The organism is Longimicrobium sp. (assembly GCA_036389135.1).
Lineage (GTDB): Bacteria > Gemmatimonadota > Gemmatimonadetes > Longimicrobiales > Longimicrobiaceae > Longimicrobium.
In genome coordinates, this window is record DASVQP010000117.1 from 1 (window position 1) to 25813 (window position 25813).

The 25813-nt window shown below is 70.4% G+C and carries 22 protein-coding genes and 1 pseudogene; all 23 read left to right on the forward strand.

Annotated elements, in window-relative coordinates; translation table 11 throughout:
* Positions 1 to 514 precede the first annotated feature (514 nt).
* Positions 515 to 1435, forward strand: a complete 921-nt coding sequence (gene era, locus VF584_23175) for a GTPase Era (protein ID HEX8213097.1) — start codon at positions 515 to 517, stop codon at positions 1433 to 1435.
* On the forward strand, positions 1432 to 1614 hold the full coding sequence (locus VF584_23180) for a Trm112 family protein (protein ID HEX8213098.1): 183 nt from the start codon (positions 1432 to 1434) through the stop codon (positions 1612 to 1614). The genes era and VF584_23180 overlap by 4 nt, the downstream gene beginning before the upstream one ends.
* A gap of 83 nt (positions 1615 to 1697) precedes the next feature.
* On the forward strand, positions 1698 to 2636 hold the full coding sequence (locus VF584_23185) for a diguanylate cyclase (protein HEX8213099.1): 939 nt from the start codon (positions 1698 to 1700) through the stop codon (positions 2634 to 2636).
* 37 nt (positions 2637 to 2673) lie between these two features.
* Positions 2674 to 3213, forward strand: a complete 540-nt coding sequence (locus VF584_23190; GenBank protein HEX8213100.1) for a zinc-ribbon domain-containing protein — start codon at positions 2674 to 2676, stop codon at positions 3211 to 3213.
* Between the two features lie 272 nt (positions 3214 to 3485).
* Positions 3486 to 4529: pseudogene (gene prfB, locus VF584_23195) on the forward strand (peptide chain release factor 2).
* Entirely contained in the window at positions 4526 to 6067 is a 1542-nt protein-coding gene (lysS, locus tag VF584_23200; protein ID HEX8213101.1) for a lysine--tRNA ligase, read from the forward strand. Before prfB ends, lysS begins: the two are co-directional and overlap by 4 nt.
* Entirely contained in the window at positions 6064 to 7332 is a 1269-nt protein-coding gene (locus tag VF584_23205; GenBank protein ID HEX8213102.1) for a lipoprotein-releasing ABC transporter permease subunit, read from the forward strand. The genes lysS and VF584_23205 overlap by 4 nt, the downstream gene beginning before the upstream one ends.
* Positions 7325 to 8083: an ABC transporter ATP-binding protein gene (locus tag VF584_23210; GenBank protein HEX8213103.1), complete on the forward strand. Its 759-nt coding sequence runs from the start codon at positions 7325 to 7327 to the stop codon at positions 8081 to 8083. Before VF584_23205 ends, VF584_23210 begins: the two co-directional genes overlap by 8 nt.
* A complete protein-coding gene (locus VF584_23215; GenBank protein ID HEX8213104.1) occupies positions 8080 to 8592 on the forward strand; it encodes a UvrB/UvrC motif-containing protein in 513 nt (170 codons plus the stop codon). Before VF584_23210 ends, VF584_23215 begins: the two co-directional genes overlap by 4 nt.
* Before the next feature lie 600 nt (positions 8593 to 9192).
* Positions 9193 to 10284: a protein arginine kinase gene (locus tag VF584_23220; GenBank protein ID HEX8213105.1), complete on the forward strand. Its 1092-nt coding sequence runs from the start codon at positions 9193 to 9195 to the stop codon at positions 10282 to 10284.
* Between the two features lie 54 nt (positions 10285 to 10338).
* Positions 10339 to 12834: an ATP-dependent Clp protease ATP-binding subunit gene (locus VF584_23225; protein ID HEX8213106.1), complete on the forward strand. Its 2496-nt coding sequence runs from the start codon at positions 10339 to 10341 to the stop codon at positions 12832 to 12834.
* 7 nt (positions 12835 to 12841) lie between these two features.
* The gene (gene bamA, locus VF584_23230) at positions 12842 to 15316 is read left to right on the forward strand and encodes an outer membrane protein assembly factor BamA (GenBank protein ID HEX8213107.1); all 2475 of its coding nucleotides are present in this window, start codon (positions 12842 to 12844) and stop codon (positions 15314 to 15316) included.
* Between the two features lie 19 nt (positions 15317 to 15335).
* Positions 15336 to 15908, forward strand: coding sequence for an OmpH family outer membrane protein (locus VF584_23235; GenBank protein HEX8213108.1), 573 nt, complete (start codon positions 15336 to 15338; stop codon positions 15906 to 15908).
* Between the two features lie 431 nt (positions 15909 to 16339).
* Positions 16340 to 17356 carry a UDP-3-O-(3-hydroxymyristoyl)glucosamine N-acyltransferase gene (gene lpxD, locus VF584_23240; GenBank protein HEX8213109.1) on the forward strand — a complete coding sequence of 339 codons (1017 nt, stop codon included), beginning with the start codon at positions 16340 to 16342 and terminating at the stop codon, positions 17354 to 17356.
* 72 nt (positions 17357 to 17428) lie between these two features.
* Entirely contained in the window at positions 17429 to 18718 is a 1290-nt protein-coding gene (locus VF584_23245; GenBank protein HEX8213110.1) for a bifunctional UDP-3-O-[3-hydroxymyristoyl] N-acetylglucosamine deacetylase/3-hydroxyacyl-ACP dehydratase, read from the forward strand.
* Positions 18718 to 19506 (forward strand): acyl-ACP--UDP-N-acetylglucosamine O-acyltransferase, encoded by a 789-nt coding sequence (gene lpxA / locus VF584_23250; GenBank protein HEX8213111.1) that lies wholly within the window; start codon positions 18718 to 18720, stop codon positions 19504 to 19506. Before VF584_23245 ends, lpxA begins: the two co-directional genes overlap by 1 nt.
* On the forward strand, positions 19503 to 20486 hold the full coding sequence (locus tag VF584_23255; GenBank protein ID HEX8213112.1) for a Gfo/Idh/MocA family oxidoreductase: 984 nt from the start codon (positions 19503 to 19505) through the stop codon (positions 20484 to 20486). The genes lpxA and VF584_23255 overlap by 4 nt, the downstream gene beginning before the upstream one ends.
* Positions 20461 to 20619 (forward strand): hypothetical protein, encoded by a 159-nt coding sequence (locus VF584_23260; protein ID HEX8213113.1) that lies wholly within the window; start codon positions 20461 to 20463, stop codon positions 20617 to 20619. The genes VF584_23255 and VF584_23260 overlap by 26 nt, the downstream gene beginning before the upstream one ends.
* Before the next feature lie 130 nt (positions 20620 to 20749).
* Positions 20750 to 21880 carry a lipid-A-disaccharide synthase gene (lpxB, locus tag VF584_23265; GenBank protein HEX8213114.1) on the forward strand — a complete coding sequence of 377 codons (1131 nt, stop codon included), beginning with the start codon at positions 20750 to 20752 and terminating at the stop codon, positions 21878 to 21880.
* Positions 21877 to 22530 carry a lysophospholipid acyltransferase family protein gene (locus VF584_23270; GenBank protein HEX8213115.1) on the forward strand — a complete coding sequence of 218 codons (654 nt, stop codon included), beginning with the start codon at positions 21877 to 21879 and terminating at the stop codon, positions 22528 to 22530. Before lpxB ends, VF584_23270 begins: the two co-directional genes overlap by 4 nt.
* A 145-nt stretch (positions 22531 to 22675) precedes the next feature.
* Entirely contained in the window at positions 22676 to 23749 is a 1074-nt protein-coding gene (gene lpxK / locus VF584_23275; GenBank protein HEX8213116.1) for a tetraacyldisaccharide 4'-kinase, read from the forward strand.
* On the forward strand, positions 23746 to 25317 hold the full coding sequence (gene nadB, locus VF584_23280; GenBank protein HEX8213117.1) for an L-aspartate oxidase: 1572 nt from the start codon (positions 23746 to 23748) through the stop codon (positions 25315 to 25317). Before lpxK ends, nadB begins: the two co-directional genes overlap by 4 nt.
* Entirely contained in the window at positions 25314 to 25793 is a 480-nt protein-coding gene (locus VF584_23285) for a 23S rRNA (pseudouridine(1915)-N(3))-methyltransferase RlmH (protein HEX8213118.1), read from the forward strand. The genes nadB and VF584_23285 overlap by 4 nt, the downstream gene beginning before the upstream one ends.
* Positions 25794 to 25813 lie beyond the last annotated feature (20 nt).

The following is a 25813-nucleotide window of genomic DNA, read 5'->3' on the forward strand; positions in this document are numbered from 1 at the left end:
TAAGCCCCACTCGCGCGGATGGTACTGCCGGGGCCACCCGGTGGGAGAGTACGGCGCCGCCGGCCTACGTATCAAGCCCCCCGATGCTCAGCGATGAGCGTCGGGGGGCTTCTGTTCGTGGAACAGCCTCACACAGAGCACACAGAGGGAACTGCAAGCCACGGAGAACCCAATTTCCTGAACGGAGCGCCCCACCCCGTGCACGGCTTCGCGGCGCCAGCCTGCCGGCGCGGAAGTGAAGGAGACGGGCTCTGCCGCGCACCGGGATGGCGCCCATGCTCAGTAGCCCGCGGGTGGCGACCGCCATTCACTTGCACCTGAACATGGGATACGACGGTGCCACACCGCAGAGCCCGTCTCCTTCACTACGCGCCCGGCGATCGTCCTGGCCGCCGGTACGGTGCACGCGCTTCGTTCAGGAAGTAGGGTGCTCTCCTCCGTGTCTCTGTGGCTCCGTGTCTCTGTGTGAGGCCATGCAGTTGCAGCGCCTGCGGGTGCCCACTAGCTTCCGCACATGACCGATACCGAATCGACCGTCGAGACTCGCGCGGGGCTCGTGGCGCTGGTGGGCTTCCCCAACGTCGGCAAGTCGTCGCTGATGAACCGGCTGGTGGAGCAGAAGCTCAGCATCGTAACGCCGTTCGCGCAGACGACGCGCGAGCGGGTGCTGGGGATCGACTCGCGCGACGGCGTGCAGATGGTGTTCGTGGACACGCCCGGCCTCGTGGACCCGCGCTACCTGCTGCACCGGGCCATGATGCACATCGCCCTGGACGTGATCGGCGACTCGGACGTGGTGCTGCTGCTCATCGACGCCTCCGCCGGCGTGCCGGAGTTCGGCGAGGACGTGATGGAGCTGCTGGACCGCGCGCCGCGCCTGCTGGTGGTCAGCAACAAGGTGGACGTGGCGGCCGCGAACCAGCGCGAGCGGGTGCGGGAGTGGAGCCGCGGGCGCTTCAACGTGGAGCCCATCGAGGTCTCCGCCGTAACGGGGGAGGGGACGGAGACGCTGCGCGCCGAGATCGCGCGCCGCCTTCCCGTGTCGGAGTTCCTCTACCCGGAGGAGGACGTCTCGTCGCAGCCGGTGCGATTCTTCGTGGCCGAGCTGATCCGCGAGTCGGTGTTCGAGCTGTACTCGCAGGAGGTGCCGTACAGCGTCGCCACCAAGGTGGAGGAGTTCCGCGAGAGCGGCTCGCCGCTCTACATCCGCGCCGTGGTGTTCGTGGAACGCGCTTCGCAGAAGGCCATCGTGGTGGGGAGCGGGGGGCAGGCGATCAAGAAGCTGGGGCAGGTCTCGAGGGAGAAGATCGAGGAGTTCGTGGGCGCGCCCGTGTACCTGGACCTGTGGGTCAAGGTCCTCCCCCGCTGGCGCAAGGACCCCGTGACGCTGCAGCGCCTCGGGTTCAAACTTCCGGACGCGGAGCAGAGAACGTGATCGAGCCGTGGCTGCTGGAGCTGCTGGTCTGCCCCCGGTGCAAGGGCGAGCTCCGCTACGAGCAGAGCCCCGAGTCGCTGGTGTGCGAGCGCGACCGGCTGCGCTTCGAGGTGCGCGACAACATCCCCATCATGCTGATCGACGAGGCCACTTCCCTGGACGCGCAGCCCGCGCGCTGAAGCGGCGCCGTTTGACACCGCGCCCGGCCCCGGCTACAATCCGCCCCGCACGCCCCTCCTCCCTCCGCGCCTGATCTCCCGGCATGCTTCCACGCGTACTGCTGCACTACTCGCCGCACGGCCGGGCCACGCCCGACCTGGTCCGCGAGTTCGCGTCGGCGCGGGAGTACGGGCTGATCGAGGTCCACTCGCCCACCGAGCTGGAGCAGCGCGCGTCGCACAGCCACGCCGTGGCGCTGATCGTGGACGGCTCCGAGCCCGCGGACGGGGCGCTGGAGCTGTGCCGGGGGATCAAGCGCGAGGTGTTCACCTCCGTGCTCCCCGTCATCATGTACGTGGCCACCGAGGCGGCGGACGACGAGACCGCGTCGCGGGCGCTGGAGGCGGGGGCGGACGAGGTGCTGAACCCGGGCCTCTCCGCGCGCGAGTGCGAGCTGCGGCTGGCGATGGCGCTGCACCGCGCGGATCGCGACGTGGGGGTGCACCCCACCACGCTCCTGCCGGGGACGGTGCAGATCGAGCGCGACATCACGGAGCGGTTGGGGTCGGGGGAGAAGTTCGCGGTGTGCTACGCGGACCTCGACCACTTCAAGGAGTTCAACGACCGCTACGGCTACAACCACGGCGATCGGGTGATCCTGATCCTCTCGCGGATCCTGCGCGAGGTGGTGCGGGCGCGCTCGCCGGGCGCCTTCGTGGGGCACATCGGCGGCGACGACTTCATCTTCATCGCCTCGCTGGCGGACTTCCGCGTCTGCTGCGAGGAGGTGCTCTCGGTGTTCAGCGAGCTGATCGACCTGCAGTACACCGGGGAGGACCGCGCGCGCGGCTTCTTTTTAGGAAAGGACCGGCGCGGCGGCGAGCACCAGGTCCCGCTGATGACGCTCTCCATCGGCGTGGTGACGAACGAGCACCGGAACTTCACGCACACGGCGCAGATCAGCGAGCTGGCCACGGAGATGAAGGCGTACGCCAAGACCTTCTCCGGCTCCATCTACGTGGTCGATCGCCGCTCGGATTAGCCTGCGGCTCACTGCCGAACCTCTCAAGCGGGTATCCATGAACGCCCAGTGTACGCACTGCAACACGATCTTCCGCGTCGATCCGGCCAAGGTGCCGGCGGGCGGGGTGCGCGCTCGCTGCTCCATCTGCCGCAACGTCTTCGAGATCGCCGGTGCGCGGCCCGCGCCTGAGCCCGCCCTCGCCGCCGTCAGCGCGCCCGCTCCCGTGGCAGCGCCCGCACCCGCACCCGCGCCTGCACCGGTCGCCGCGCCGGCTCCTCCGCCACCGCCGGCTCCCACGCCCGCGCCGGCACCTGCGACGACCCCCACCGCCCGCCCGAACCCGTTCGGCGCGAACGATCCGGGGGCAAAGGCGCGGCGGCTGGCGAGGGCGCTCGTGTCGGACATCGTGACGTACCATCCCGAGCGCCGCGACCAGGCCCTCGCGAACGGCACGCTGAAGCGCGAGTTCATGGACGAGATCAAGAAGAGCTGGGAGGAGTACGTCGCGCAGGTCGGCGCCGAGATCTCGCGCGGCACGCCCCACTTCCGCGAAGCGCTCAACGAAATCCTGGCCAAGGGTCAGCCCGTGTTCTAACAGCGGGGCCCACACAGAGACACAGAGGGGTACGGAAAGAACGGCAAGAGAAGTTCTCTGCGCCTTGTAGTTCCCCTCCGCGCCCTCTGTGTGATGGTTTTGCAGTTGGTACCTGGCAGGGTTATATTTCGGGGACGCGAATACCGCGAACCTGGGCCGTCCCAGCCGGACGGCCCTTGTCGTTGCTGTCAGACAGGGGAAGATGACGATGGAAGAGCTGCGTACCGCCCTCGGCGCCCACCGCGACCGGCTCGAAGAGCTATGGGGGTTTCTTTGACATCCCTGCCAAGCAGGAGAAGCTGAACGGCCTCGAAGCCCGCATGGGCGATCCTTCGTTCTGGAACGACCAGATGAAGGCGCGCGAGGTGATCGACGAGGCCAACAAGGTCAAGCAGTGGGTGGCGCCGTGGGCCGGGCTCACCGCCCGCGCGGCCGACGCCGCGGAGATGCTGGACCTGCTGGAAGTGGAAGAGGACCCGGGGATGCTGGCGGAGGTCACCGCCGAGATCGAGCGGATCGGCACCGAGCTGGCCAGCCTGGAGCTGCGAAACATGCTCCAGGGGCCGGACGACCACCGCGACGCCCTGGTGACGCTGCAGTCCGGCGCCGGTGGCACCGAGTCGCAGGACTGGGCGGAGATGCTCCTGCGCATGTACACCCGCTGGGCCGAGCGCCACGGCTTCGACGTGGAGCTCCTCGACCAGCAGGAGGGCGAAGAGGCGGGGATCAAGTCCGCCACGCTGGAGGTGCGCGGCGAGTACGCGTACGGCTACCTGCGCGCCGAGCGCGGCGTGCACCGCCTGGTGCGCATCTCGCCCTTCGACAGCCAGGCGCGGCGGCACACCTCCTTCGCCTCGGTCTTCGTGTACCCGTCGGTCGACGACACCATCGAGATCGAGGTGCGCGAGGAAGACATCGAGATGGACGTCTTCCGCGCGTCGGGCGCGGGCGGGCAGCACGTCAACAAGACGTCGTCCGCGGTGCGGCTGCGGCACCTTCCCAGCGGCATCGTGGTGGAGTGCCAGCAGGAGCGGTCGCAGCACAAGAACCGCGCGACCGCCATGAAGATGCTCAAGGCCCGGCTCTACCAGGCCGCGCTCGAGGCGCAGGAGAAGGAGAAGGCCAAGCTGGAGTCCACCAAGACGGACATCGGCTTCGGGAGCCAGATCCGCTCCTACGTCTTCCAGCCCTACACCATGGTCAACGACCACCGCACGGAGCTCAAGCTGCCGGACGTGGGCAAGGTGATGGACGGCGACGTGGACCCGTTCATCAACGCGTACCTGCGGGAGTTCGGGGGAGAGAAGCAGCTATGAGCGAGCCGGTAGCGCCGGAAGGCGGCGAGCGCATCGTCGCCGAGCGGACGGAAAAGCTCCATGCCTTGCGCGAGCGGGGGGTGGAGCCGTTCGCATACGGGTACGATCCCACGCACTCCGCCACCGACGCCCGCGCGCTCTTCGAGGCGTGGGAAGGGCAGGGCATTGAGGGAGATGGCCCCGCGGAGCCGGTGCGCGTCGCCGGGCGCGTCGTCGCCAAGCGGGTGATGGGGAAGAGCACCTTCGTCCACCTCGCCGACCGCACGGGGCGCATCCAGCTCTACCTGCGCGTCAACGACCTGACGGACACGTACCCGCTCCTCGACCTGATCGACCTCAGCGACTGGCTGGGCGCCGAGGGGACGCTCTTCCGCACGCGCACCGGCGAGGTGTCGCTGCGCGTGACGTCGTTCAGCGTGCTCGCCAAGGCGATCCGTCCGCTGCCGCTGGGGAAGGAGGAGATCGACCCGGAGACGGGGGAGCGGCGCGTGTACTCGGGGTTCAGCGACGTGGAAGCGCGCTACCGCCAGCGCTACGCCGACCTCGCCGTGAACCCGGAGGTGCGCGACGTCTTTGTGCTGCGCGCGCGGGTCAACAGGGCGCTGCGGAGCTTCCTGGACGAGCGCGGTTTCGTGGAGGTGGAGACGCCCGTGCTGCAGCCGCTGTACGGCGGCGCCGCGGCGCGCCCCTTCACCACGCACCACAACACGCTGGACATGCAGCTCTTCCTGCGCATCGCGGTGGAGCTGTACCTCAAGCGGCTGATCGTGGGGGGGATGGAGCGCGTGTACGAGATGTCCAAGAACTTCCGCAACGAGGGGCTGAGCCGGTTCCACAACCCCGAGTTCACCATGCTGGAGTTCTACGCCGCCTACCTCGATTACGAGGGGGTGATGCGCCTCACCGAGGAGATGCTCGTGCACGTGGTGGAGACGGTGACGGGGGGGACGGAAGTACGCTTCCGTGAACACACCATTAGCTTCGCCCCTCCTTACCCAAAACTCACCATGTACGACGCACTCCGCGAGATCGGCGGTGTAGACGTGGAGGCGATGTCCGACGAGCAGATGGCGGAGCGGGTGCGCGCGCAGGGCGTGGCGCCGGCCGAGGTGGCGAAGATGGGGCGCGGCAAGCTGATCGACGAGCTCTTCGGCGAGCTCGTGGAGCCGAAGCTGATCCAGCCCGTCTTCATCACCGACTACCCCCGCGAGATGTCGCCGCTGGCGAAGCCCAAGCGCGGCAACCCGGAGCTGACGGAGCGCTTCGAGCTGATGGTGGCGGGCAAGGAGCTGTGCAACGCTTACAGCGAGCTGAACGACCCCTTCGACCAGCGCGGCCGCTTCGAGGCACAGGAGCGCCTCGCCAGCGCCGGCGACGAGGAGGCGCCGCCGATCGACGACGACTACATCCGCGCGCTGGAGTACGGGATGCCGCCCACCGGCGGCTTCGGGATGGGCGTGGACCGCCTGGTGATGATCCTGGCCGGCCAGCCGTCCATCCGCGACGTGATTCTCTTCCCCACCATGAGGCCGGAGTGAACGAAGCGAAGGGGCGGGGCGGGGCTGGGCTGGACTGGTTCATCGGGCGGCGCTACCTGGCGTCGCGCCGCGGCACCCGCTTCCTCTCGCTGATCACGCTGATCGCCATCGGCGGCGTGTCCGTGGGCGTGATGGCGCTGATCACCGTGATCGCGGTGATGACGGGGCTGCAGAACGACCTGCGCAACAAGATCCTGGGCGTCAATCCGCACATCTGGGTGATGACGTACGGCGAGGCGATGCGGATGGACGAGTGGCCGCAGGTGCTCGCCCGCGTCCGGCGCGTGCCCGACGTGGTGGCCGCCGCCCCCTTCGTGCACACGGAGCTGGGGCTGCGCAACCGCGCCGGCTACTCCGAGGCCGCCATCCTGCGCGGGATCGACCCGGGGACCAGCGGCGCCACGGTGACGGCGATCACCGATTCGTTGCGCAAGGGCGGGCTGCTGTCCAAGCCCACGCGCACGGGGCTGCCGCCGCTGGTGCTGGGCGCGCGGCTGGCGGAGCGCGCCAACATCCTGGAGGGCGACACGGTCACGCTCATCTCCTTTCAGGCCGGCTCGGTGAGCCCCATGGGCGGCCTGATGCCGAAGCTCAAGTATTTCGAGGTGGTGGGGAAGTTCCAGACGGGGATGTACGAGTACGACAACAAGTTCATGTACACCAACATCCGCTCCGCGCAGGAGCTGGCCAACCTGGGCCCCGCCGTCACGGGGATCGAGGTGCGCGTTCCCGATCCCAACGAGGCGACGGAGGTCGGCGGCCAGATCACTCGCGCGTTGGGCGTGCCCTACCGCACGGACGACTGGAAGACGATGAACGGCGCCCTCTTCTCCGCGCTCAAGCTGGAGAAGCTGGCGATGACCATCATCCTCCTCCTGATCGTGGTGGTGGCGGCGTTCAACATCGTCTCCACCCTGGTGATGGTGGTGACGGACAAGACGCGCGAGATCGGCATCCTGAAGAGCATGGGGATGACGGCGCGGCGCATCCTGCGCATCTTCGTGATGCAGGGGCTGGTGATCGGCGTGGTGGGGTCGCTGCTGGGGACGGCGGGCGGGGTGCTGCTGACCTGGATCATCGACCGCTACGAGCTGATCAAGATCCCGGGCGACATCTACTTCGTGAGCAGCCTCCCCGTGGCGTACGACCCGGCGGACCTGGCGACCATCGTGGTGAGCACCATCCTGATCTCCTTCGTGGCCACCATCTACCCGGCGCTGCAGGCGGCCCGGCTGGCCCCGGTGGAGGCGATCCGCCATGAGTAGCCCCGCCGAAGTGTGGGAGCGGCTCCCGCCCGACGCGGCCGAGGTGCCGGCGCTCTCCGCCCGCGGCGTGCACAAGCACTACGTGGGCGGCGACGGCGGGCGCATCTGCGTGCTGGACGGCGTGGATCTTGACGTCAACCGCGGCGAGTCCGTCTCCATCATCGGCGAGAGCGGCACGGGAAAGTCCACCCTGCTGCACGTGCTGGGCGCGCTGGACCGGCCGGAGGCGGGGCAGGTGCGTGTCGGCGGCCAGGAGGTGGGGAAGCTGTCGGAGGACGCGCTGGCCTACCTGCGCAACCGCAGCGTCGGCTTCGTCTTCCAGTTCCACCATCTGCTGCGCGAGTTCACGGCGCTGGAGAACGTGATGATGCCGCAGCAGATCGCAGGCACCTCCCCGCGCGCGGCACGCGACCGCGCCCGCGAACTGCTGGAGTCGGTGGGGCTGGGGGCGCGGCTGGAGCACACGCCCGCCCGCCTTTCCGGCGGCGAGCAGCAGCGCGTGGCGGTGGCGCGCGCGCTGGCCAACCGTCCGCTGGTGCTGCTGGCGGACGAGCCCTCCGGCAACCTGGACCCGGAAACGAGCGAGCGCCTGCACGACCTGCTCTTTGGCGTGAGCGAGGAGCAGGGCGCGGCGATGGTGCTGGTGACGCACGACCTTGGGCTCGCGGCGCGTGCGGGGCGCGTGCTGCGCCTTCACGGCGGCCACCTGGTGCACGCCCGGCCCGATGCCGGCCCCGAACCCGCGGAATGAGCATGCTGTGCGACCGGTGCGCAAAGAACGAGGCTGCGATCCACCTCACGCAGATCGAGGGGACGCAGAGCACTACCCGAAACCTGTGCGAGGGGTGCGCCGAGGCGCTGGGGCTCAACCCCGGCACCTCCGCGCAGCAGGGAAGCGCCCCGCTGGCCGACTTCCTGGCGCAGATGGGGAAGGGCTTCGCGTCTTCCGAAGCCGTGACGACGGTGGGGACGTGCCCGGGGTGCGGCCTGACCATCACCGACTTCAAGAAGACGGGGCGGCTGGGGTGCGCGCGCTGCTGGACGGCGCTGGACAACTCGCTGCGCGGGCTGCTTCGCAAGCTGCACGGCGGCACGCAGCACGCGGGCAAGGTGTACCTGGCCGCCAACCCCGCCGCCAGCGACCGAACCGCGCGGCTGACCTCCCTGCGCCGCTCCCTTGCCAAGGCCATCGAGTCCGAGGACTTCGAGCGCGCCGCCGCGCTTCGGGACCAGATCCGGCGGCTGGAGGCGGCGGGGTAGAACCGCCCCACTTCCTGAACGAAGCGCCCCCGGGGCGGTCGCGTCCGGCCGCTGGCCTTCTGGCGCGCAGTGAAGGAAACGGACTTTGCTGCTCGCGATGATCTATCCCATGTTCGGCCGCACTCGCGGACCGATCGAAGCCACGGGGATTCGGTGGCGAAGCGGCCGCAGAACCCCTGGTACAAAACATGGGACAGTGCGGTGTGTGCGGCAGGGCCCGTCTCCTTCACTACGCGCTCGAGGATTGCGAACACGCGCGGGCTGTGGCGCAGGCGCTCCGTTCAGGAAATGGTGGGGCAGACGTGGTGTTGGTGCGGTGGCAGGGACGCCGTCCAGGAGCGAATGAATTCGCCGCTGGAACCACACGAAGTCCGCCTCCGCCGACTGGCCCGCGAAGCACGAGACCGCTTCAGCGGTCTTCCCGTGGTTCCAGCCGGGGGATTCATCCCCCGGTGCCGCGTGATCCGGCGCGGATCCGGTCCGTTTGCGGCACGGCGACGGGCGACAGGCGATGGAGCGGCGGCGGGCACGGGCGCGATGAATCGCGCCCCTTCGAGGCCCCAGGCAGTTTTGCAGGTTTTCTCGCACGGATATAAGCGAATGCCGCAGCTCCCACACGAATCCGACGCTGGCCTCGGGTGGATCGAGGCGGACGGTCCGCACGCGGACATCGTCCTCTCGACCCGCGTGCGGCTGGCGCGCAACCTACAGGGGTTCCGCTTCGGGACGAGGGCGGACGCGGGGGACCGGCGCGAGGTGCTGCGCCTGGCCCGCGGCGCCGCCGAGGGGTCCGCCGCGCTGGGCACCGGCCGCGCGTACCTGATCCCCGATCTCCCCTCCACCGAGCGCCTCCTGCTGCTGGAGCGGCACCTGGTGTCGCGCGAGCTGGTGTCCGGGCACGGCGGGGAGCCGCCCTCGGACGCGGCGCTGCTCACCGGGAGCACCGAGCCGATCAGCGTCATGGTCAACGAGGAGGACCACCTCCGCCTCCAGACGCTGCTGGGCGGCTTCCGGCTGCACGACGCCTGGCGCTCCATCGACCGGCTGGACGACGAGCTCGGCGGAAAGCTGCCGTACGCGTACCATCCCGAGTTCGGCTACCTGACGTCGTGCCCCACCAACGTGGGGACGGGGCTGCGGGCGTCCGTCCTCATGCACCTGCCGGGGCTCGTGCTGACGCAGGAGATCGGCAAGGTGCTGCAGGGGATCAGCCAGGTGGGGCTCACCTTTCGCGGCCTGTACGGCGAGGGAAGCGAGGTGGTGGGGAACTTCTTTCAGATCTCCAACCAGACCACGCTGGGCAAGACGGAAGAAGATCTGATCGACCACCTGCAAAGAATCGTGCAGCAGGTGGTGCAGTACGAGAGCTCCGCGCGCGACGTGCTCACCCGCGACGCGCCCCTGGTGATCGAGGACAAGGTGTGGCGTGCGTACGGCCTGCTGAGGCACGCGAGGTCCGCCTCGTTCGAGGAGCTGATGAACCTGCTGAGCGGCGTCAGGCTGGGGGTTGGGCTGAAACTAATCCCCCGCGTGAGTGTACACACGCTCAACCGGATCATGATCTTCGCGCAGGCCGCGCACCTCGACCGGGTGGCGGACCAGGCGCTCCCGAAAGGGGACCCGGACGTACGACGCGCAGCCTACGTGAGAGGTGTTCTCGCCGCGGAGGAGTCTGGCTCGTCACATGCGTAATACAGAGGGTAGCAAGCCGGTCCCCGGTCCAGCCCGAACTAAGGTCACGCCACAATGAATTACAACTTCACCGACCGCGTCCGGAAGGTGCTCGCGATGGCCCGTGAGGAGGCCATCCGGCTCCAGCACGACTACGTGGGAACGGAACACATCCTCCTCGGCCTGATCCGCGAGGGCGAGGGCGTGGCCGCCGCCGTGCTCAACAACCTGGCCGTGGACCTGGAGCAGGTCCAGGAGAAGGTGGAAGAGTCCGTGCGCCGCGGGAAAGCCACCATCGCGCTCGGCGAGCTTCCGTATACCTCGCGCGCCAAGAAGGTTCTGGAGTTCGCCATGGCCGAGGCGCGCGAGCTGAACCACTCGTACGTCGGCACCGAGCACCTGCTGCTGGGCCTCCTCCGCGAGGAGAAGGGGATCGCGGCCGAGGTGCTGGGGCAGCTGGGCGTTGGGCTGGAGGACGCCCGCCGCGAGACGCTGAAGCTGCTGGGCTCGGAGCCCAACACGCAGACCACCGCCTCGTCGTCGCTGGGGAGCGGCTCCGGCGCCACGCCGGCCGGCGGCAAGGGCGAGAAGAAGAGCAAGACGCCCGCGCTGGACCACTTCTGCCGCGACCTCACGGAGCTGGCGCGCCAGGGCGAGCTGGACCCCACCATCGGCCGCGCGGAAGAGATCGAGCGGGTGATGGAGATCCTGAGCCGCCGCAAGAAGAACAACCCCGTGCTCATCGGCGAGCCCGGCGTCGGCAAGACGGCGATCGTGGAGGGGCTGGCCCAGCTCATCGCGGACGGCAAGTGCCCGGACAGCCTGCGCGACTTCCGCGTGCTGTCGCTGGACATGGCGGCCGTCATCGCGGGCACCAAGTACCGCGGCCAGTTCGAGGAGCGGCTCAAGGCGGTGATGAACGAGATCTCGCAGAACAAGCAGATCATCCTCTTCATCGACGAGCTGCACACCCTGGTGGGCGCGGGCGCGGCGGAAGGCGCCATCGACGCCAGCAACATGCTGAAGCCGGCGCTGGCCCGCGGCGAGCTCCAGTGCGTGGGCGCCAGCACGCTGAACGAGTACCGCAAGTACATCGAAAAGGATGGCGCCCTCGAGCGCCGCTTCCAGACGGTGTCGGTGGACCCGCCCTCCATCGAGGAGGCGATCCAGATCGTCACGGGGCTGCGCGGCCACTACGAGGACCACCACCGCATCCAGATCTCGGACGAGGTGATCGAGGCCGCGGTGAAGCTGTCGGAGCGCTACATCACCGACCGCTTCCTGCCGGACAAGGCGATCGACGTCATCGACGAGGCCGGCGCGCGCGCCCGCCTGGCCACCCAGGTGCCGCCGCCCGAGGTGAGCGACCTCAAGCGCGACCTGGAGCTGCTGGGCGACAAAAAGGACGAGGCGATCCGCGACCAGGACTTCGAGCGCGCCGCCGAGCTCCGCGACAACGAGCGCGAGCTGCAGCGCAAGATCCAGGAGCGCGAGAAGCTGTGGGAGGAGGAGCGCCGCACCAACCGTCCGGCGCTCACCGAGGAGAACGTGGCGTTCATCGTCAGCCGCTGGACCGGCATTCCCGTCACGCGCCTGAAGCAGGCGGAGACGGCGCGCCTGGTGGGGATGGAGGACGAGCTGCACCAGAAGGTGGTGGGGCAGGACCGTGCGATCACGGCCATCAGCCGCGCCATCCGCCGCAGCCGCGCGGGGCTCAAGGACCCCAAGCGCCCCATCGGCTCCTTCATCTTCGCGGGCCCCACGGGCGTGGGCAAGACGGAGCTGGCGCGCGCCCTGGCGGAGTTCCTCTTCGCGGATCGCAACGCGCTGATCCGCGTGGACATGAGCGAGTACATGGAGAAGTTCTCCGTGTCGCGGCTCATCGGCGCCCCTCCGGGGTACGTGGGCTACGAGGACAGCGGCACGCTCACCAAGGCCGTGCGCCGCAAGCCGTACTCGGTGGTGCTGCTGGACGAGATCGAAAAGGCGCACCCGGACGTCTTCAACATCCTGCTGCAGGTGCTGGACGAAGGGCACCTGACGGACAACTACGGGCGGGTGATCGACTTCAAGAACACGGTCATCATCATGACCTCCAACCTGGGCGCGCGCGACCTGGGGAAGGGAAAGGGGCTCGGCTTCTCCACGGGGACGCAGCAGAGCAACTTCGACCGGATGGAGGAGAAGATCCGCGACGAGATCGAGCGGACCTTCAACCCCGAGTTCATCAACCGTCTCGATGACTCGATCGTGTTCCACCCGCTGACCCGCGAGCAGATCGCCAGCATCATCGGCAACCTGCTGCGCGACGTGGAGGACCGGCTCAAGGAGGAGGAGCTTACGCTTAAGCTCACCGACGACGCCGTGGACTTCATGATCGAGCACGGCTACGACGAGAAGTTCGGCGCGCGTCCCATCAAGCGCGCCATCCAGCGCTACCTGGAGGACCCGCTCTCGGAGAAGATCCTGATGGCGGAGTACTCCCCCGGCGACGAGATCGAGGTGACGGTGGCGGAGGATCGCCAGTCGCTCGCGTTCCGGGCACTTTCCCCCCAGAACACCACGACGTAGGGATCAAGTGCAACCAAAGAACCGGGGGGGACGGGCCGCCGCTGCGGCCCTCCTCCTTCTCGCCTTCGGCGGCGCACTCCCCCGCGCCGCCCACTCCCAGGATCCCACGACGCCGGCTCCCGCGGCCCCCGCCCAGCCGGGGGTTCGCGTGGACACGGTGCTCGTGCGCGGCAACGTGCGCCTCACCGAGGCGCAGGTGCGCGGCGCGGGAGCGATCCACAGCGGCGCGTACATCACGCCCACCCAGATCCCCGCGGCCATCAACCGGCTGATGGCCACGGGGCAGTTCGAGACGGTGGACGTGCTCTTCCGCCCCGTAGCGGCCGACCACGGCGCCATCATCCTGCAGGTTCGCGAGCGCCCGCTGCTGGGCGAGGTGACCTTCCAGGGGCTGAAGAGCGTGAGCGGGGGCACGGTGCGCGACTCGGCCAAGCTCAAGTCCGGCGAGCCGCTCAACCCGCAGCGCGTGCGCGACGCGGAGAAGCTGGTGCGCGACCTGCTGGCCAAAAAGGGCGTGCAGCTCACCTCCATCGACACCACGCTGCGCCCCATGCCCAACGCGGCGCAGGGGGTGCGGCTGACCTTCAACGTGCGCGAGGGCGGCCGCCTGGCGATCGCCGACGTGGACTTCCGCGGCAACCGGGCCTTTGGCGACGACAAGCTGGAAGGCGCCATGGACACCAAGGAGGAAGGCTTCTTCTGGTTCCGCGGCGGGCGGTTCGATCGCGAGGTGTTCAACGCGGACCTGCGCGAGAACCTGCCCGCCTACTACGCGAAGCACGGCTACATCGACTTCGCCGTGGTGCGCGACACGCTGGAGGTGGACCCGTCCACTGGCAAGGCGCGCCTGGTGATCGAGGTGAACGAGGGGCCGCAGTACCGGCTGGCCGAGCTTTCGGTGGTGGGGAACTCCCGCTTCCCGACGGACGACCTGCGCCGCCTGCTGACCACGCAGCGCCGCTCGGTGCTGGGGCTGCCCTTCGGCGGCACGGACACGCAGGAGGCGGGCGAGGTGTTCGACCGCGCCGCGCTGGACGCCGCCGTGCGGCAGGCGCAGCAGCTGTACCGCAACGAGGGCTACCTGTACGCGCAGGTGGAGCCGGTGGTGGAGCGGATTCCGGCGCAGCCGGGGCGCGCCCCCACGGTGAACGTCACCATGGCGGTGAGCGAGCGCAGCCCGTTCTACATCCGCAACATCGCCATCGAGGGGAACACCACCACGCACGAGTCGGTGATCCGCGACCGCCTGTGGCTGCTCCCGGGCGACGTGTACAACGAGGAGCGCGTCCTCCAGAGCTACCAGAGCATCAACGGCCTGGGCTTCTTCGAGAGCCCCATGCCGATGCCGGACATCAACCCGGACCCGGAGACGGGGCAGGTTGACCTGGTGTTCCACGTCAAGGAGAAGCAGACGGGGAACCTGAACTTCGGCACGGTGTTCGGCGGCGGGTACGGCGGCAACTCGGGGCGCGTGGCCGGCTTCATCGGCTATCAGCAGCCCAACCTCTTTGGGCAGGGGAAGCAGGCGGCGCTGCGGGCCGAGTACGGCTACGGGCGCAGCACCTTCGAGGCGAGCTACACGGACCCGGCGCTGGCCGGCACGCGCAACTCGGGGAGCTTCTCGGTCTACCGCCGCGGCGACCGCTACGTGCGCTTCGGCAACGGGCGGCGGCTGGTGACGGGCGGCAGCGTGAACTTCGGCATCCCGGTGCCGGGCTCCACGCGCACCCGCGCCTTTTTGGGCTACTCGCTCTCCAATACGTCGTACAACGCGTCGGACAACGAGGAGTGCGGCGGCGGCGAGAACCAGAGCATCTTCTGCCTTGAAGACGCGCTGGCGAGCCGCCTCTCGGCGTCGCTCACGCGCGACACCAAGAACCACCCGCTCTTCCCCACGCAGGGCGTGCGCGAGTCGATCTCGCTGGAGCAGACGGGCGGCCCGCTGGGCGGCACCGGCAACTACCAGAAGGTGATGGGCGAGGCGGAGTGGTGGGCCCCGGTGGCGGCCATCGGTGGCGGCCCGCGCCCCATCCGCATGGCGCTGGGGGTGCGCGCCAACGCCGGCACCATCTTCGGCGAAGTGGGGCCGTTCCCCTTCGAGCGGTTCTACATCGGCGGCGTGCAGACGAGCCAGCCGCTGCAGCTTCGCGGCTACCAGGAGTTCAGCATCGGGCCGCGCGGCTACGACGTGAACTGCCGCAGCCGCTTCCTGCAGGGGTGCCTGGGCGACTCGTTCCTCACCATGAGCGGCGAGCTGGCGGTGCGGGTGAGCGACATCCTCTCGGTGCACGCGTTCAGCGACGCCGGGAACGTGTACGACGACGTCTCGCAGTTCGACCCCACGCGCCTCTTCCGCAGCGCGGGTGTGGGCGGCACGCTGGTGACCCCGTTCCTGGGCGCCATCGGCGTGGACGCGGCGTACGGGTTCGACCGGGCGCAGCCCGGGTGGCAGGTCCACTTCCGGCTGGGCAACCAGTTCTAACTTTTCTCGGAGCAGTGTGATGCGACGTTTTCTTTCGATCGGTTTCCTGGGCGCCGCCGCGGCGCTCGTGCTGGGTGCGGCGCCTGCTGTGGCGCAGCAGGGTCAGTTCCGGATCGGGGTGGTGAACACCCAGCGCGTGCTGGCCGAGCTCCCCAGCGTGGGTGCCGCGCAGCGCTCGCTGGAGAGCGAGCTGGGCCGCTACCGCACCGAGGTGGACACGCTGGAGCGCTCGCTCCAGCGCCGCCAGGAGGCGCTGCAGGCCAACACCACGCTGACGGCGGCGGCGCGCACGCAGCAGCAGCAGGCGCTGCAGCAGAGCGTGGCGGCGTACCAGCAGCGCGTGGCGCAGCTCAACCAGCTCGCCGAGCAGCGCCAGCAGGCGGTGGTCGCCCCCGTGATGCGCCAGGTGACGGAGGCGATCGAGCGAATCCGGCGCGAGCAGGGCTTCTCGATGATCTGGGACGCCGCGGCGCAGTTCGTGGTGGCGGTGGACCCGGCGTTCGACATCACCGACCGCGTGATCGCGGCGGTGCGTGCGCTCCCGGCTCCGGCGGCCACCCCGGCCCCGGCGGCGCCCGCGCCCCGTCCGTAAAGGCGCGCGCGGCGTTTGCCTCCGGGCGGCGTCTCCCGCTAAACTGAGTGCGCCCGCGGCTTCGGCCGCGGGCGCGCTTGTTTTGGGGGGGCGGATGCCGGCACCGGCGGCGGGCACCGGCGCCGGTGCACCGGGGGATGAATCCCCCGGCTGGAACCACGGGAAGGCGGCTGAAGCCGGCTCGTGCACACCGGCATCGGACCCGGAGTCCGCGCAGGCGGACTTTGTGCGGTTGTTGCCGCGAGTTCACTCGCCGACCCCCTGGGGCCGGTGCGGTGGCGGGCAAGGGCGCGATGAATCGCGCCCCTACAATGGCATCCGCGCGCACGCGTTGTTCTCCCCCTCCCCCACGCTCCCCCGCGTGCGGGGGAGGGGGCCGGGGGGGCCTTGCGAAAACACATGAGACGGGAAGGCGGAACGACATGCCGCACATGACGATCGACGAGATCGCGCGCATCGCGGATGGGGTGGTGGAGGGCGACGGGAGCCGCACGGTGAGCGGGGTGGCGCCGCTGGAGGAGGCGGGGGCGGACCAGATCTCGTTCGTTGCCGAGGCCCGCTACTTTCCCTACATTCAGGCGTCGCAGGCCGCCGCGGTGCTCGTCGCGCGCGACGCAGACGTCCCCCTTCCGGCGCACATGGCCGCGGTGCGGGTGGACGACCCGCGCCGCGCACTTGCGCGCGTCCTTCCCGCGCTGTACCCGGAGCGGGTACCGGCGCCCGGCGTGCATCCCACCGCGGTGATCGGCGAGGGCGCCGAGGTCGCCGCCTCCGCCACCGTCGGCCCCTACGCGGTGATCGGCGAGGGGTCGCGGGTGGGCGAGCGGGCACGGGTGGGGGCGCACACGGTGCTGGGGCGCGGGTGCACGGTGGCGGAGGACGCGGTGCTGCACGCGCACGTCACCCTGTACGACGGTGCGCAGGTGGGCGCCCGCTCCGTGATCCACAGCGGCGCGCGGCTGGGGGCGGACGGCTTCGGCTTCGTGTGGGAAGGCGGCGGGCACCGCAAGGTGCCGCAGGTGGGCGGGTGCCGCATCGAGGCCGACGTGGAGATCGGGTGCAACACCACCATCGACCGCGGCTCCATCGGCGACACCGTGGTGGGGCAGGGGAGCAAGATCGACAACCTGGTGATGATCGGGCACAACTGCCGGATCGGCCGCCACGTCATCATCATCTCCCAGGTGGGGATCAGCGGGAGCACCCGCGTGGGCGACGGCGCCGTCCTTGCCGGGCAGGCGGGAGTGGGCGGCCACCTGGAGATCGGCGCCGGGGCACGCGTCGGAGGGCAGGCGGGGGTCACCGCGAGCGTGGCGGCGGGGGAGACCGTCAGCGGCTACCCGGCCCGGCCGCACCGGGAGGCGATGAGGGCGCAGGCCGCCTTCTTCAAGCTTCCCGAGCTGATGAAGCGGCTGCGCGAGGTGGAGCGCGCCGTGCTGGGGAAGTGACCGCGCCGCCGCCACGCGCGTCGGAAAGCTGAAACGTGAACCGGGCCGGTACGCCGCCCCCCTGACCGATACATGCCGAGCACACCCCGACAGAACACCATCGTCTCCCCCGGCGAGGCGCAGGGCGTGGGGCTCCACACCGGCGAGCCGGTGCGGATGCGCGTCCTTCCCGCCCCCGTGAACACGGGGATCGTCTTCCGCCGCACCGACCTGGAAGGCTCCCCCTCCATTCCCGCCCACGTGAGCCACGTGGTGGGGACGGACCTGGGGACCACCATCGGGCTGGGCGAGGCGCGCGTGCACACGGTGGAGCACTTCCTGGCCGCCGCGGTGGCGCACGGCGTGGACAACGCCGTGGTGGAGCTGGACGCCTCCGAACCCCCCGCCGGCGACGGGAGCGCCCGCATCTTCGACGAGATGCTGGCCGCGTGCGGGGTGGAGGAGCAGGACGCGCCCGCCAAGATCCTCACGGTCGACGCGCCGTTCCAGGTGAGCAAGGGGGTGGCGCAGTACGTGGTGGCGCAGGCCGACGCGCTGCGCGTTTCCACGACCATCGAGTTCGACCATCCGCTGATCGGGCGGCAGTTCGGGTCGTTCGGGCTGGGCGAGGCGCTGCGCCGCGAGGTGCTCACCGCGCGCACCTTTGGCTTCCTGCGCGACGTGGAGGCGATGCGCGGCCGCGGGCTGGCGCAGGGTGGCTCGCCGGACAACGCGGTGGTGCTCACGGAGGACGGGCTGGTGGACGGGACCGAGCTGCGCTTTCCCGACGAGTTCGTGCGCCACAAGACGCTGGACGTGATCGGCGACCTGTCGCTGGTTGGCGCTCGCATCCAGGCGCACATCGTCGCGGAGAAGCCGGGCCATGCCGGGAACGTGGCGCTCGCGCAGCAGCTCATCGCCCGCGCGGAGAAGAAGGCGCTCACGCGGCCGATCCTGAACATCGAGCAGATCATGCACTACCTTCCGCACCGCTACCCCTTCCTCCTGGTGGACCGGGTGGTGGAGTTCGAGGAGCGGAAGCGGATCGTGGGGCTCAAGAACGTGACCATCAACGAGCCCTTCTTCCAGGGCCACTTCCCCGGCCGTCCCGTGATGCCGGGGGTGATGATCATCGAGGCGATGGCCCAGGTGGGCGGGCTCCTGGTGCTGGAGAACGTGGAGAACCTGGAGGACAAGGTGATCTACTTCATGGCGCTCGACAACGTGCGCTGGCGGCGCCCGGTGACCCCCGGCGACCAGATCCGCTTTGAGGTGGAGCTGGTGCAGGTGCGCGGCGCCACGGTCAAGATGCGCGGCACGGGAACCGTCGACGGCCAGCTCGCGGCCGAGGCGGACATGATGGCCCGGGTCGTGGACCGGTAATGGCGACCGTTACCGAGACCCAGGTGCACCCCACCGCGCTGGTGGACGAGTCCGCCGAGCTGGGAGAGGGTGTGGTGGTGGGGCCGTTCTGCATCGTGGGCCCCGGCGTGTCGCTGGGGGCGCGCACGCGGCTGGCCGGGCACGTGGTGATCGAGCGCGACACCGCCGTCGGCGACGATTGCCAGATCTCGTACGGCGCCGTGCTGGGCACCGACCCGCAGGACCTCAAGTACGCCGGCGAGCGCACCTACCTGCGCGTAGGCGACCGCACCGTGGTGCGCGAGTACGCCACCCTCAACCGCGGCACGGCGGCCTCCGGGCTCACGCAGGTGGGGAGCGACTGCATGCTGATGTCGTACGTCCACGTGGCGCACGACTGCCGCCTGGGGAACCACGTGATCCTCTCCAATGCCGTGAACATGGCGGGGCACGTGAGCATCGACGACTGGGCGATCGTGGGCGGGATGACGCCGATCCACCAGTTCGTCCGTATCGGGCAGCACGCCTTCGTGGGCGGGCAGTCGCGCATCTCCAAGGACATCCCGCCCTACGTGAAGGCGGCGGGGATCCCGCTGGAGCTGTACGGGCTGAACTCGGTGGGCCTCCAGCGCCGCGGCTTCAGCAAGGAGGTGCGTGACGAGCTGAAGAAGGCGTACCGCATCTTCTTCGCGTCCAGCCACAACACGACGCAGGCGCTGGCGCGGGCCCGCGAGGAGCTGCGCGCGCTCCCCGAGGTGGAGGTGTTCCTGACCTTCTTCGACGGCTCGGAGCGCGGGGTGAGCTTGTGAAGCCGTTGCGCGTCGGGGTGCTGGGGGTTGGGAGCCTGGGGTTCCACCACGCCCGCATCCTGCGCGACGTGCCGGGGGCGGAGATGGCGGGGGTGTTCGATGCGTCGCCCGAGCGCACGGCGCAGGTCGCGAACGAGCTGGGGGTGCGCGGCTTCGCGTCGCGCGACGAGCTGCTGGCGGAGTGCGACGCGGCGGTGATCGCCGTCCCCACCACGCTGCACGCGGAGGTGGCGATGGCCGCGCTGGATGCCGGCGTCCACCTCCTGATCGAGAAGCCGATCGCCTCCACGCTCGAGGAGGCGGACCGCATCGTGGCGCGCGCGGCGGAGCAGGGCGTGGTGGTGGCGACGGGGCACGTGGAGCGCTTCAACAGCGCGCTGCGTGCCTGCGAGCAGTGGCTTGAGGGGCCGCAGTTCATCGAGAGCCACCGCCTGGCACCCTTTGGCCCGCGCGGGACGGACGTGGCGGTGGTGCTGGACCTGATGATCCACGACATCGACCTGGTGCTGGGGCTCGTCGGTCGGCCGGTGGAGTCGGTGGATGCGGTCGGCGTGGGCGTGCTCTCGTCGAACGTGGACATCGCCAACGCGCGCTTCGTGTTCGAAGGCGGCGTGGTGGCCAACGTCACCGCCAGCCGCGTGTCGCTGGAGCGGATGAGAAAGATCCGCTTCTTTCAGCGCTCCGGCTACATCTCGCTCGACCTGGCCAAGGGGACGGGGGAGTTCCTCCGCCTGCGCAAGGGCGCCACGATGCCGGAGGGGGAGATCAACCCGCTCTCGCTGATGAGCATCGTGGAGCGGATCGAGCTGGCCGGCGACGGGGCGGAGCCGCTGCGCGCCGAGCTGGAGGCGTGGGTCGCCGCCGTGCGCGGCGAAGGACCGCTGGTGGTGAGCGGCAGCGACGGGCGCGACGCGCTCGCCATCGCCCTTCGCGTCATGGACCGGATCGAGCACCATGCGGCCGCTGCCCAACCCGCATAAGCTGCGCGGCTCCACCGACCCGCGCCGTCCCCTCCCGCGCGTGCGGCCGCCGTCGCCGTGGCGGCTTTTCCTGCTGTTGGTGGTGACGCTCGGCGCGATATTCGTGCTGCTGCGGCGGGCTGGGGCGCTGTGATGGAGGCTACCGCAGGGCTCACGCGGAGACGCGGAGACGCAGAGGAACTGCTTGGCTCACACAGAGACACAGAGACACAGAGAGAGGGCTTCTCCGTGGCTTCGTGTCTTTTGTCGTTGGGGAGGGTGGGATGAAGGGGCCGACGATCTTCATCTCGGCGGGGGAGGAGTCGGGGGATCTGCATGGGGGGGCGCTGGCGGCGGCGCTGCGCGAGCGGTTTCCGGATGCGCGGCTGCTGGGGCTGGGTGGGGCGCGCATGGAGGCTGCCGGGGTGGAGCTGATGGCGGGGCTCCAGGAGCTGGCGGTGATGGGGCTGGCGGAGGTGATCCGGCACCTGCCCTTCTTCTACCAGCTGCGCAAGCGCGTGTGGGCGGCGCTGGCGGCGGAGGGGGTGGATCTCGTCATCCCCATCGACTATCCCGGCTTCAACCTGCGCCTTGCACGGCACGCGCGGGAGAGCGGGATTCCCGTGCTGTACTACATCGCGCCGCAAGTGTGGGCGTGGCACAAGAGCCGGGTGCGCGACCTCGCCCGCGACGCGGACCGGGTGGCCGTGGTGCTCCCGTTCGAGGAGGAGTTCCTGCGCGGCGCGGGGGTGAAGGCGAACTTCGTGGGGCATCCGCTCCTCGATCGCGAGCCGCCCGCGCACGATCGCGATGCGCTGGTGCGCGCGGAGGGGCTGGATCCGGCGCGGCCCATCCTGGGGCTCTTTCCCGGCTCGCGCGCGCAGGAGGTGAGGCGGCATCTCGCGCTCTTCTCCGAGGCCGCGCGGCGAGTGGTGGAGCGGCGGCCGGAGGTGCAGCCGGTGATCGGGACGCCGGGGGGGATCAATCCCACGGTGTACGACGGCGCTGCCTGGCCGCGGGTGCAGAGCGCGGGCGGGCTGCTGCGGTACGCGACGGCGGCGCTGGTGAAGAGCGGCACCACCACGCTGGAGGCCGGCATCGCCGCGACGCCGATGGTGGTCGTATACAAGATGAACCCGGCGAGCTACGCCGTCGCCAAGCGGCTGGTCAAGGTGCCGCACATCGCGCTCGCGAACCTGATCGCGGAGGAGCGCGTCGCACCCGAGTTCGTGCAGGACGCGGCCACGCCCGATGCCCTGGCCGATGCGCTGCTCCCGCTGCTCGACGAGCGCTCGCCGGAACGCGTGGTGATGGTGGAAGGGCTGCGCAGGATCCAGGGGAAGCTGGGCGGGGCGGGGGCGTCGCGTCGCGTCGCGGAGATCGCGGGCGAGCTGATCGGGCGGGTGGCGCGGTGAGCGGGACGAGGCTGACGCGGACGCAGGACTTCACCGCGGCGCTGGGCGGCACCGCGCTGGACGCGCTGATGCGCACCACCTCGGTGCGAACCGAGGGCGAGGAGAACTTCCGCCAGTTCTGGCGCGAGAAGCGGCCGGTCGTGTTCACGCTGTGGCACGGGCGGCTGCTCCCCTGTACCTACCACCACCGCCACCAGGACGTCGTCACCCTCGTCAGCCATCACCGCGACGGCGAGTACATCACGCGCCTGGTGCAGAAGTGGGGGTACACGGCGGTGCGCGGCTCCAGCAGCCGCGGCGGGCTGGACGCGCTGCGAGAGCTCGTGCGCCACCTGCGCAACGGCCGCTCGCTCGCCATCACTCCAGACGGCCCGCGAGGACCGCGCGAGAAGCTGAAGCCTGGGCCCCTGCTCGCCGCGCAGCTCACCGGCGCGCCGATCATCCCCGTGGCTTCGGGGGCGAGCCGCGCATCGTACTTCGGCGGATGGGACCGGTTCCTGATTCCGCACCCTTTTGCGCGCCTCCAGATCGCGTACGGCGAGCCCGTCTACGTGCCGCGCCGCGCGGACGAGGCGGAGCTGCAGGCGGTGGCGGACGAGGTGGAGGGGCGGCTGGGGGGGCTGATGCGGCGGGTGGACCAGGCGTGGTGAGGGCCCTCACCCTGGGCCCCCTCTCCCCGGCCCCCTCCCCCGCACGCGGGGGAGCGTGGGGGAGGGGGGGAACTGCATGCGGGGTCCGCCGCTCCCGTCCGCGCAGGCGGACTTTGTGTGGGTCCAGCGGCGAATTTATTCGCTCGTGGACGGACTCCTGGACGGGCTCGTGGACATCGCTCCTCCCACGCTGCTCGGTGCGGCCGTGAGCTTGCGGACGTGGGTGCCGCGGTGGTGGGCGGGGGACGCGGGCGCGGCGGGGGCGGTGCTCAGTGCGGCGCTGCTGCCGGCGGAGGGGGCGTTTCGCGGATTGGCGGCGCTGAGGAATGCGGCGTACGATCGGGCGGTGCTGCGGACCGAGCGGGCGCCGGTGCCGGTGGTGAGTATCGGCAACCTCGCGGTGGGCGGGGCGGGGAAGACTCCCGTTGCCGCCTGGGTGGCGGCGCGGCTGCTGGATGGCGGACGCAGGCCGGGGATCGCGCTGCGGGGGTACGGGGAGGACGAGGTGCTCGTGCATCGCGAGCTCAATCCGGAGGTGCCGGTGTTCGCGGCGGCGCGGAGGATCGAGGCGGCGACGGCGGCGGCGCAGGCAGGGTGCGACGTGGTGGTGCTCGATGACGGGTTTCAGCATCGGGCGCTGGCGCGGGATCTGGACGTGGTGCTGATCGCGGTTGAGGGGTGGCAGGCAAGCCCGCGCGTGCTCCCGCGCGGGCCCTGGCGCGAGGGGCCGGGGGCGTTGGGGCGCGCGGACGTCGTGGTGCTCACGCGCAAGTCCGCGCCGCGCGCGCGGGCGGAGGCGGTCGCGCACGAGGTGGAGCGGTGGGCGGCGGGGAAGACGGTCGCATCGTGCCACCTGGCGCCGGGGAGGCTCGCGGCGCTTCATGGCGAGGGCCATCTTGAGCTGAACGCGCTCGGCGGGCGCGAAGTGCTGGCGGTGGCGGCGCTTGCGGATCCGGCGCCATTCGTGGAGCATCTGCGCGCGGCGGGGGCGACCGTGGAGGAGGCGCTGTTCGGGGACCATCATGCGTTCACGAGCGCGGAGGCGGCGGGGCTGGCGACCCAGGCGGGGGAGCGGGTGGTGGTGATGACGCGCAAGGATGCCGTCAAGCTTCGGGGGCTGCTCCCGGCTGGCGCACTGGCGTACGTGCTGGAGCAGACGGTCCGTTTCGACTGGGGCGAAGAGGCGCTGCTGGCGGCGCTGGAGAGGATGCCGGGATGATGCGCACCGACGTGGTCGTGGTGGGGAGCGGGATCGCGGGGCTCTTCTTCGCCCTCAAGGTGGCGAAGTACGGCACCGTCACGCTCGTCACCAAGAAGAGCCGCCCCGAGTCCAGCACCAATTGGGCGCAGGGCGGTGTTGCGGCCGTCTTCGGCGCGGACGACTCGGTGGATCTGCACGTCGAGGATACGCTCGTCGCCGGCGCGGGGCTCTGCCATCCGGATGCCGTCAACGTGCTGGTGCGCGAGGGGCCGCTGCGGGTTCGCGAGCTGATCGAGCTGGGGGTGCGCTTCACCCAGGAGGGCGAGGACCTCTCGCTGGGGCGCGAGGGCGGGCACTCGCGGCGGCGCATCGTGCGCGCGGCGGACCTCACCGGGCGCGAGATCGAGCGCGGGCTCCTCCACGCCGTCGCCGAGAGCCCCAACATCACCATCCTCGAGAACCACGCCGCCGTCGACCTGCTGACCGCTACCGACCCCGGGACGCTGGGCGAGCGCTGCTGCGGCGTGCTGGTGCTCGACACGGAGGCCGGCGAGCTGAAGCCGTTCCTGGCGCGCGCGGTGATGCTGGCCACCGGCGGCTGCGGCCAGGTCTACCGCCACACCACCAACCCCTCGATCGCGACGGGCGACGGGGTGGCGATGGCGTACAGGGCGGGCGCCAAGGTGGCGAACATGGAGTTCGTCCAGTTCCATCCCACGGCACTGTACCCCGCGCGCGACAAGACTTTCCTGATCTCCGAGGCGGTGCGCGGCGAGGGCGCGGTGCTGCGGCGGAGGGACGGGACGGCGTTCATGGACGGCTACCATCCGCTCGCCTCGCTGGCGCCGCGCGACGTGGTGGCGCGCGCCATCGACAGCGAGATGAAGCGGAGCGGCGACCCCTTCGTCCACCTCGACTGCTCCGCCCTCGCGCCGGATGAGATCCGCGAGCGGTTCCCCAACATCCTGCGCGAGACGGCGGAGCGGGGGATCGACATGCTGCGCGAGCCCATCCCCGTCGTCCCCGCGGCGCACTACCTTTGCGGCGGCGTGCTGACCGACACCGATGGCCGCAGCTCCGTCCCCGGCCTGTACGCGGCGGGGGAGACGGCGTGCACGGGGGTGCACGGCGCCAACCGGCTGGCCTCCAACTCGCTGCTGGAGGCGCTCGTCTTCGCCCACCGCGCCGCCGAGCGCATCGGGCCGCAGCTTGCGGTGACGCGGATGCTGGAGCCGGCCGCGCTCCCCCCGCACCCCGCGGGCGACCCAGCTTCGGTGGAGGGGCTGGATGAGGAGCGCGAGCGGATCCGCGACATCATGTGGGACCTGGTTGGGATCGTGCGCTCCGCCGCGAGGCTGGCCGAGGCGGAGGCGCGCCTTCGCCCCATCTACGCGCTGCTCAACGGGTTGTGGGCGGCGGCGCGTCCCACGGCGGAGCTGGTGGAGGTGCGCAACGTCATTCAGACGGCGCTCCTGATCGTGCGCTGCGCGGCGCAGCGCCACGAGAGCCGCGGGCTGCACTTCGACGAGGATCGCCCCTTCCGCGACAACGAGCACTCGCTCCGCGACACCATCATCGTGCGATGAAGGTCACGGTGGCGGCGGTGGGGAAGGTGCGCGGGATGCTGGCGGATGCCCTCGCCGAGTACGAGACGCGCGCCCGACGCTACTTCGCCTTCGACGCCGCCGAGGTCAAGGAGGAGCCGTACCGCCGCTTGGGCGACGCCGGCCGCGTGCGCGACGAAGAGGGGAAGCGCCTCCTGGCCCGCGTCCCGCAAGGGGCGCAGGTGGTGGCGCTGCACGAGACGGGGAAGCAGTGGACGTCGGTGCAGCTCGCGGAGTACCTGTCGGAGCTGGCGCTGCAGGGGAGCCCGGGGGCCGCGTTCCTGATCGGCGGGGCGTACGGGCTGTCGGACGAGGTGCTGGCGCGCGCGGCGGTGCGGCTTTCGCTCTCGGCGATGACGCTGACGCACGAGCTGGCGCGGCTGGTGCTCATGGAGCAGCTCTATCGCGCCGGGACCATCCAGCGCGGCGAGCCGTACCACAAGGGGCGCGAAGCTTGATGCGGGGCGACCCAGCGGGT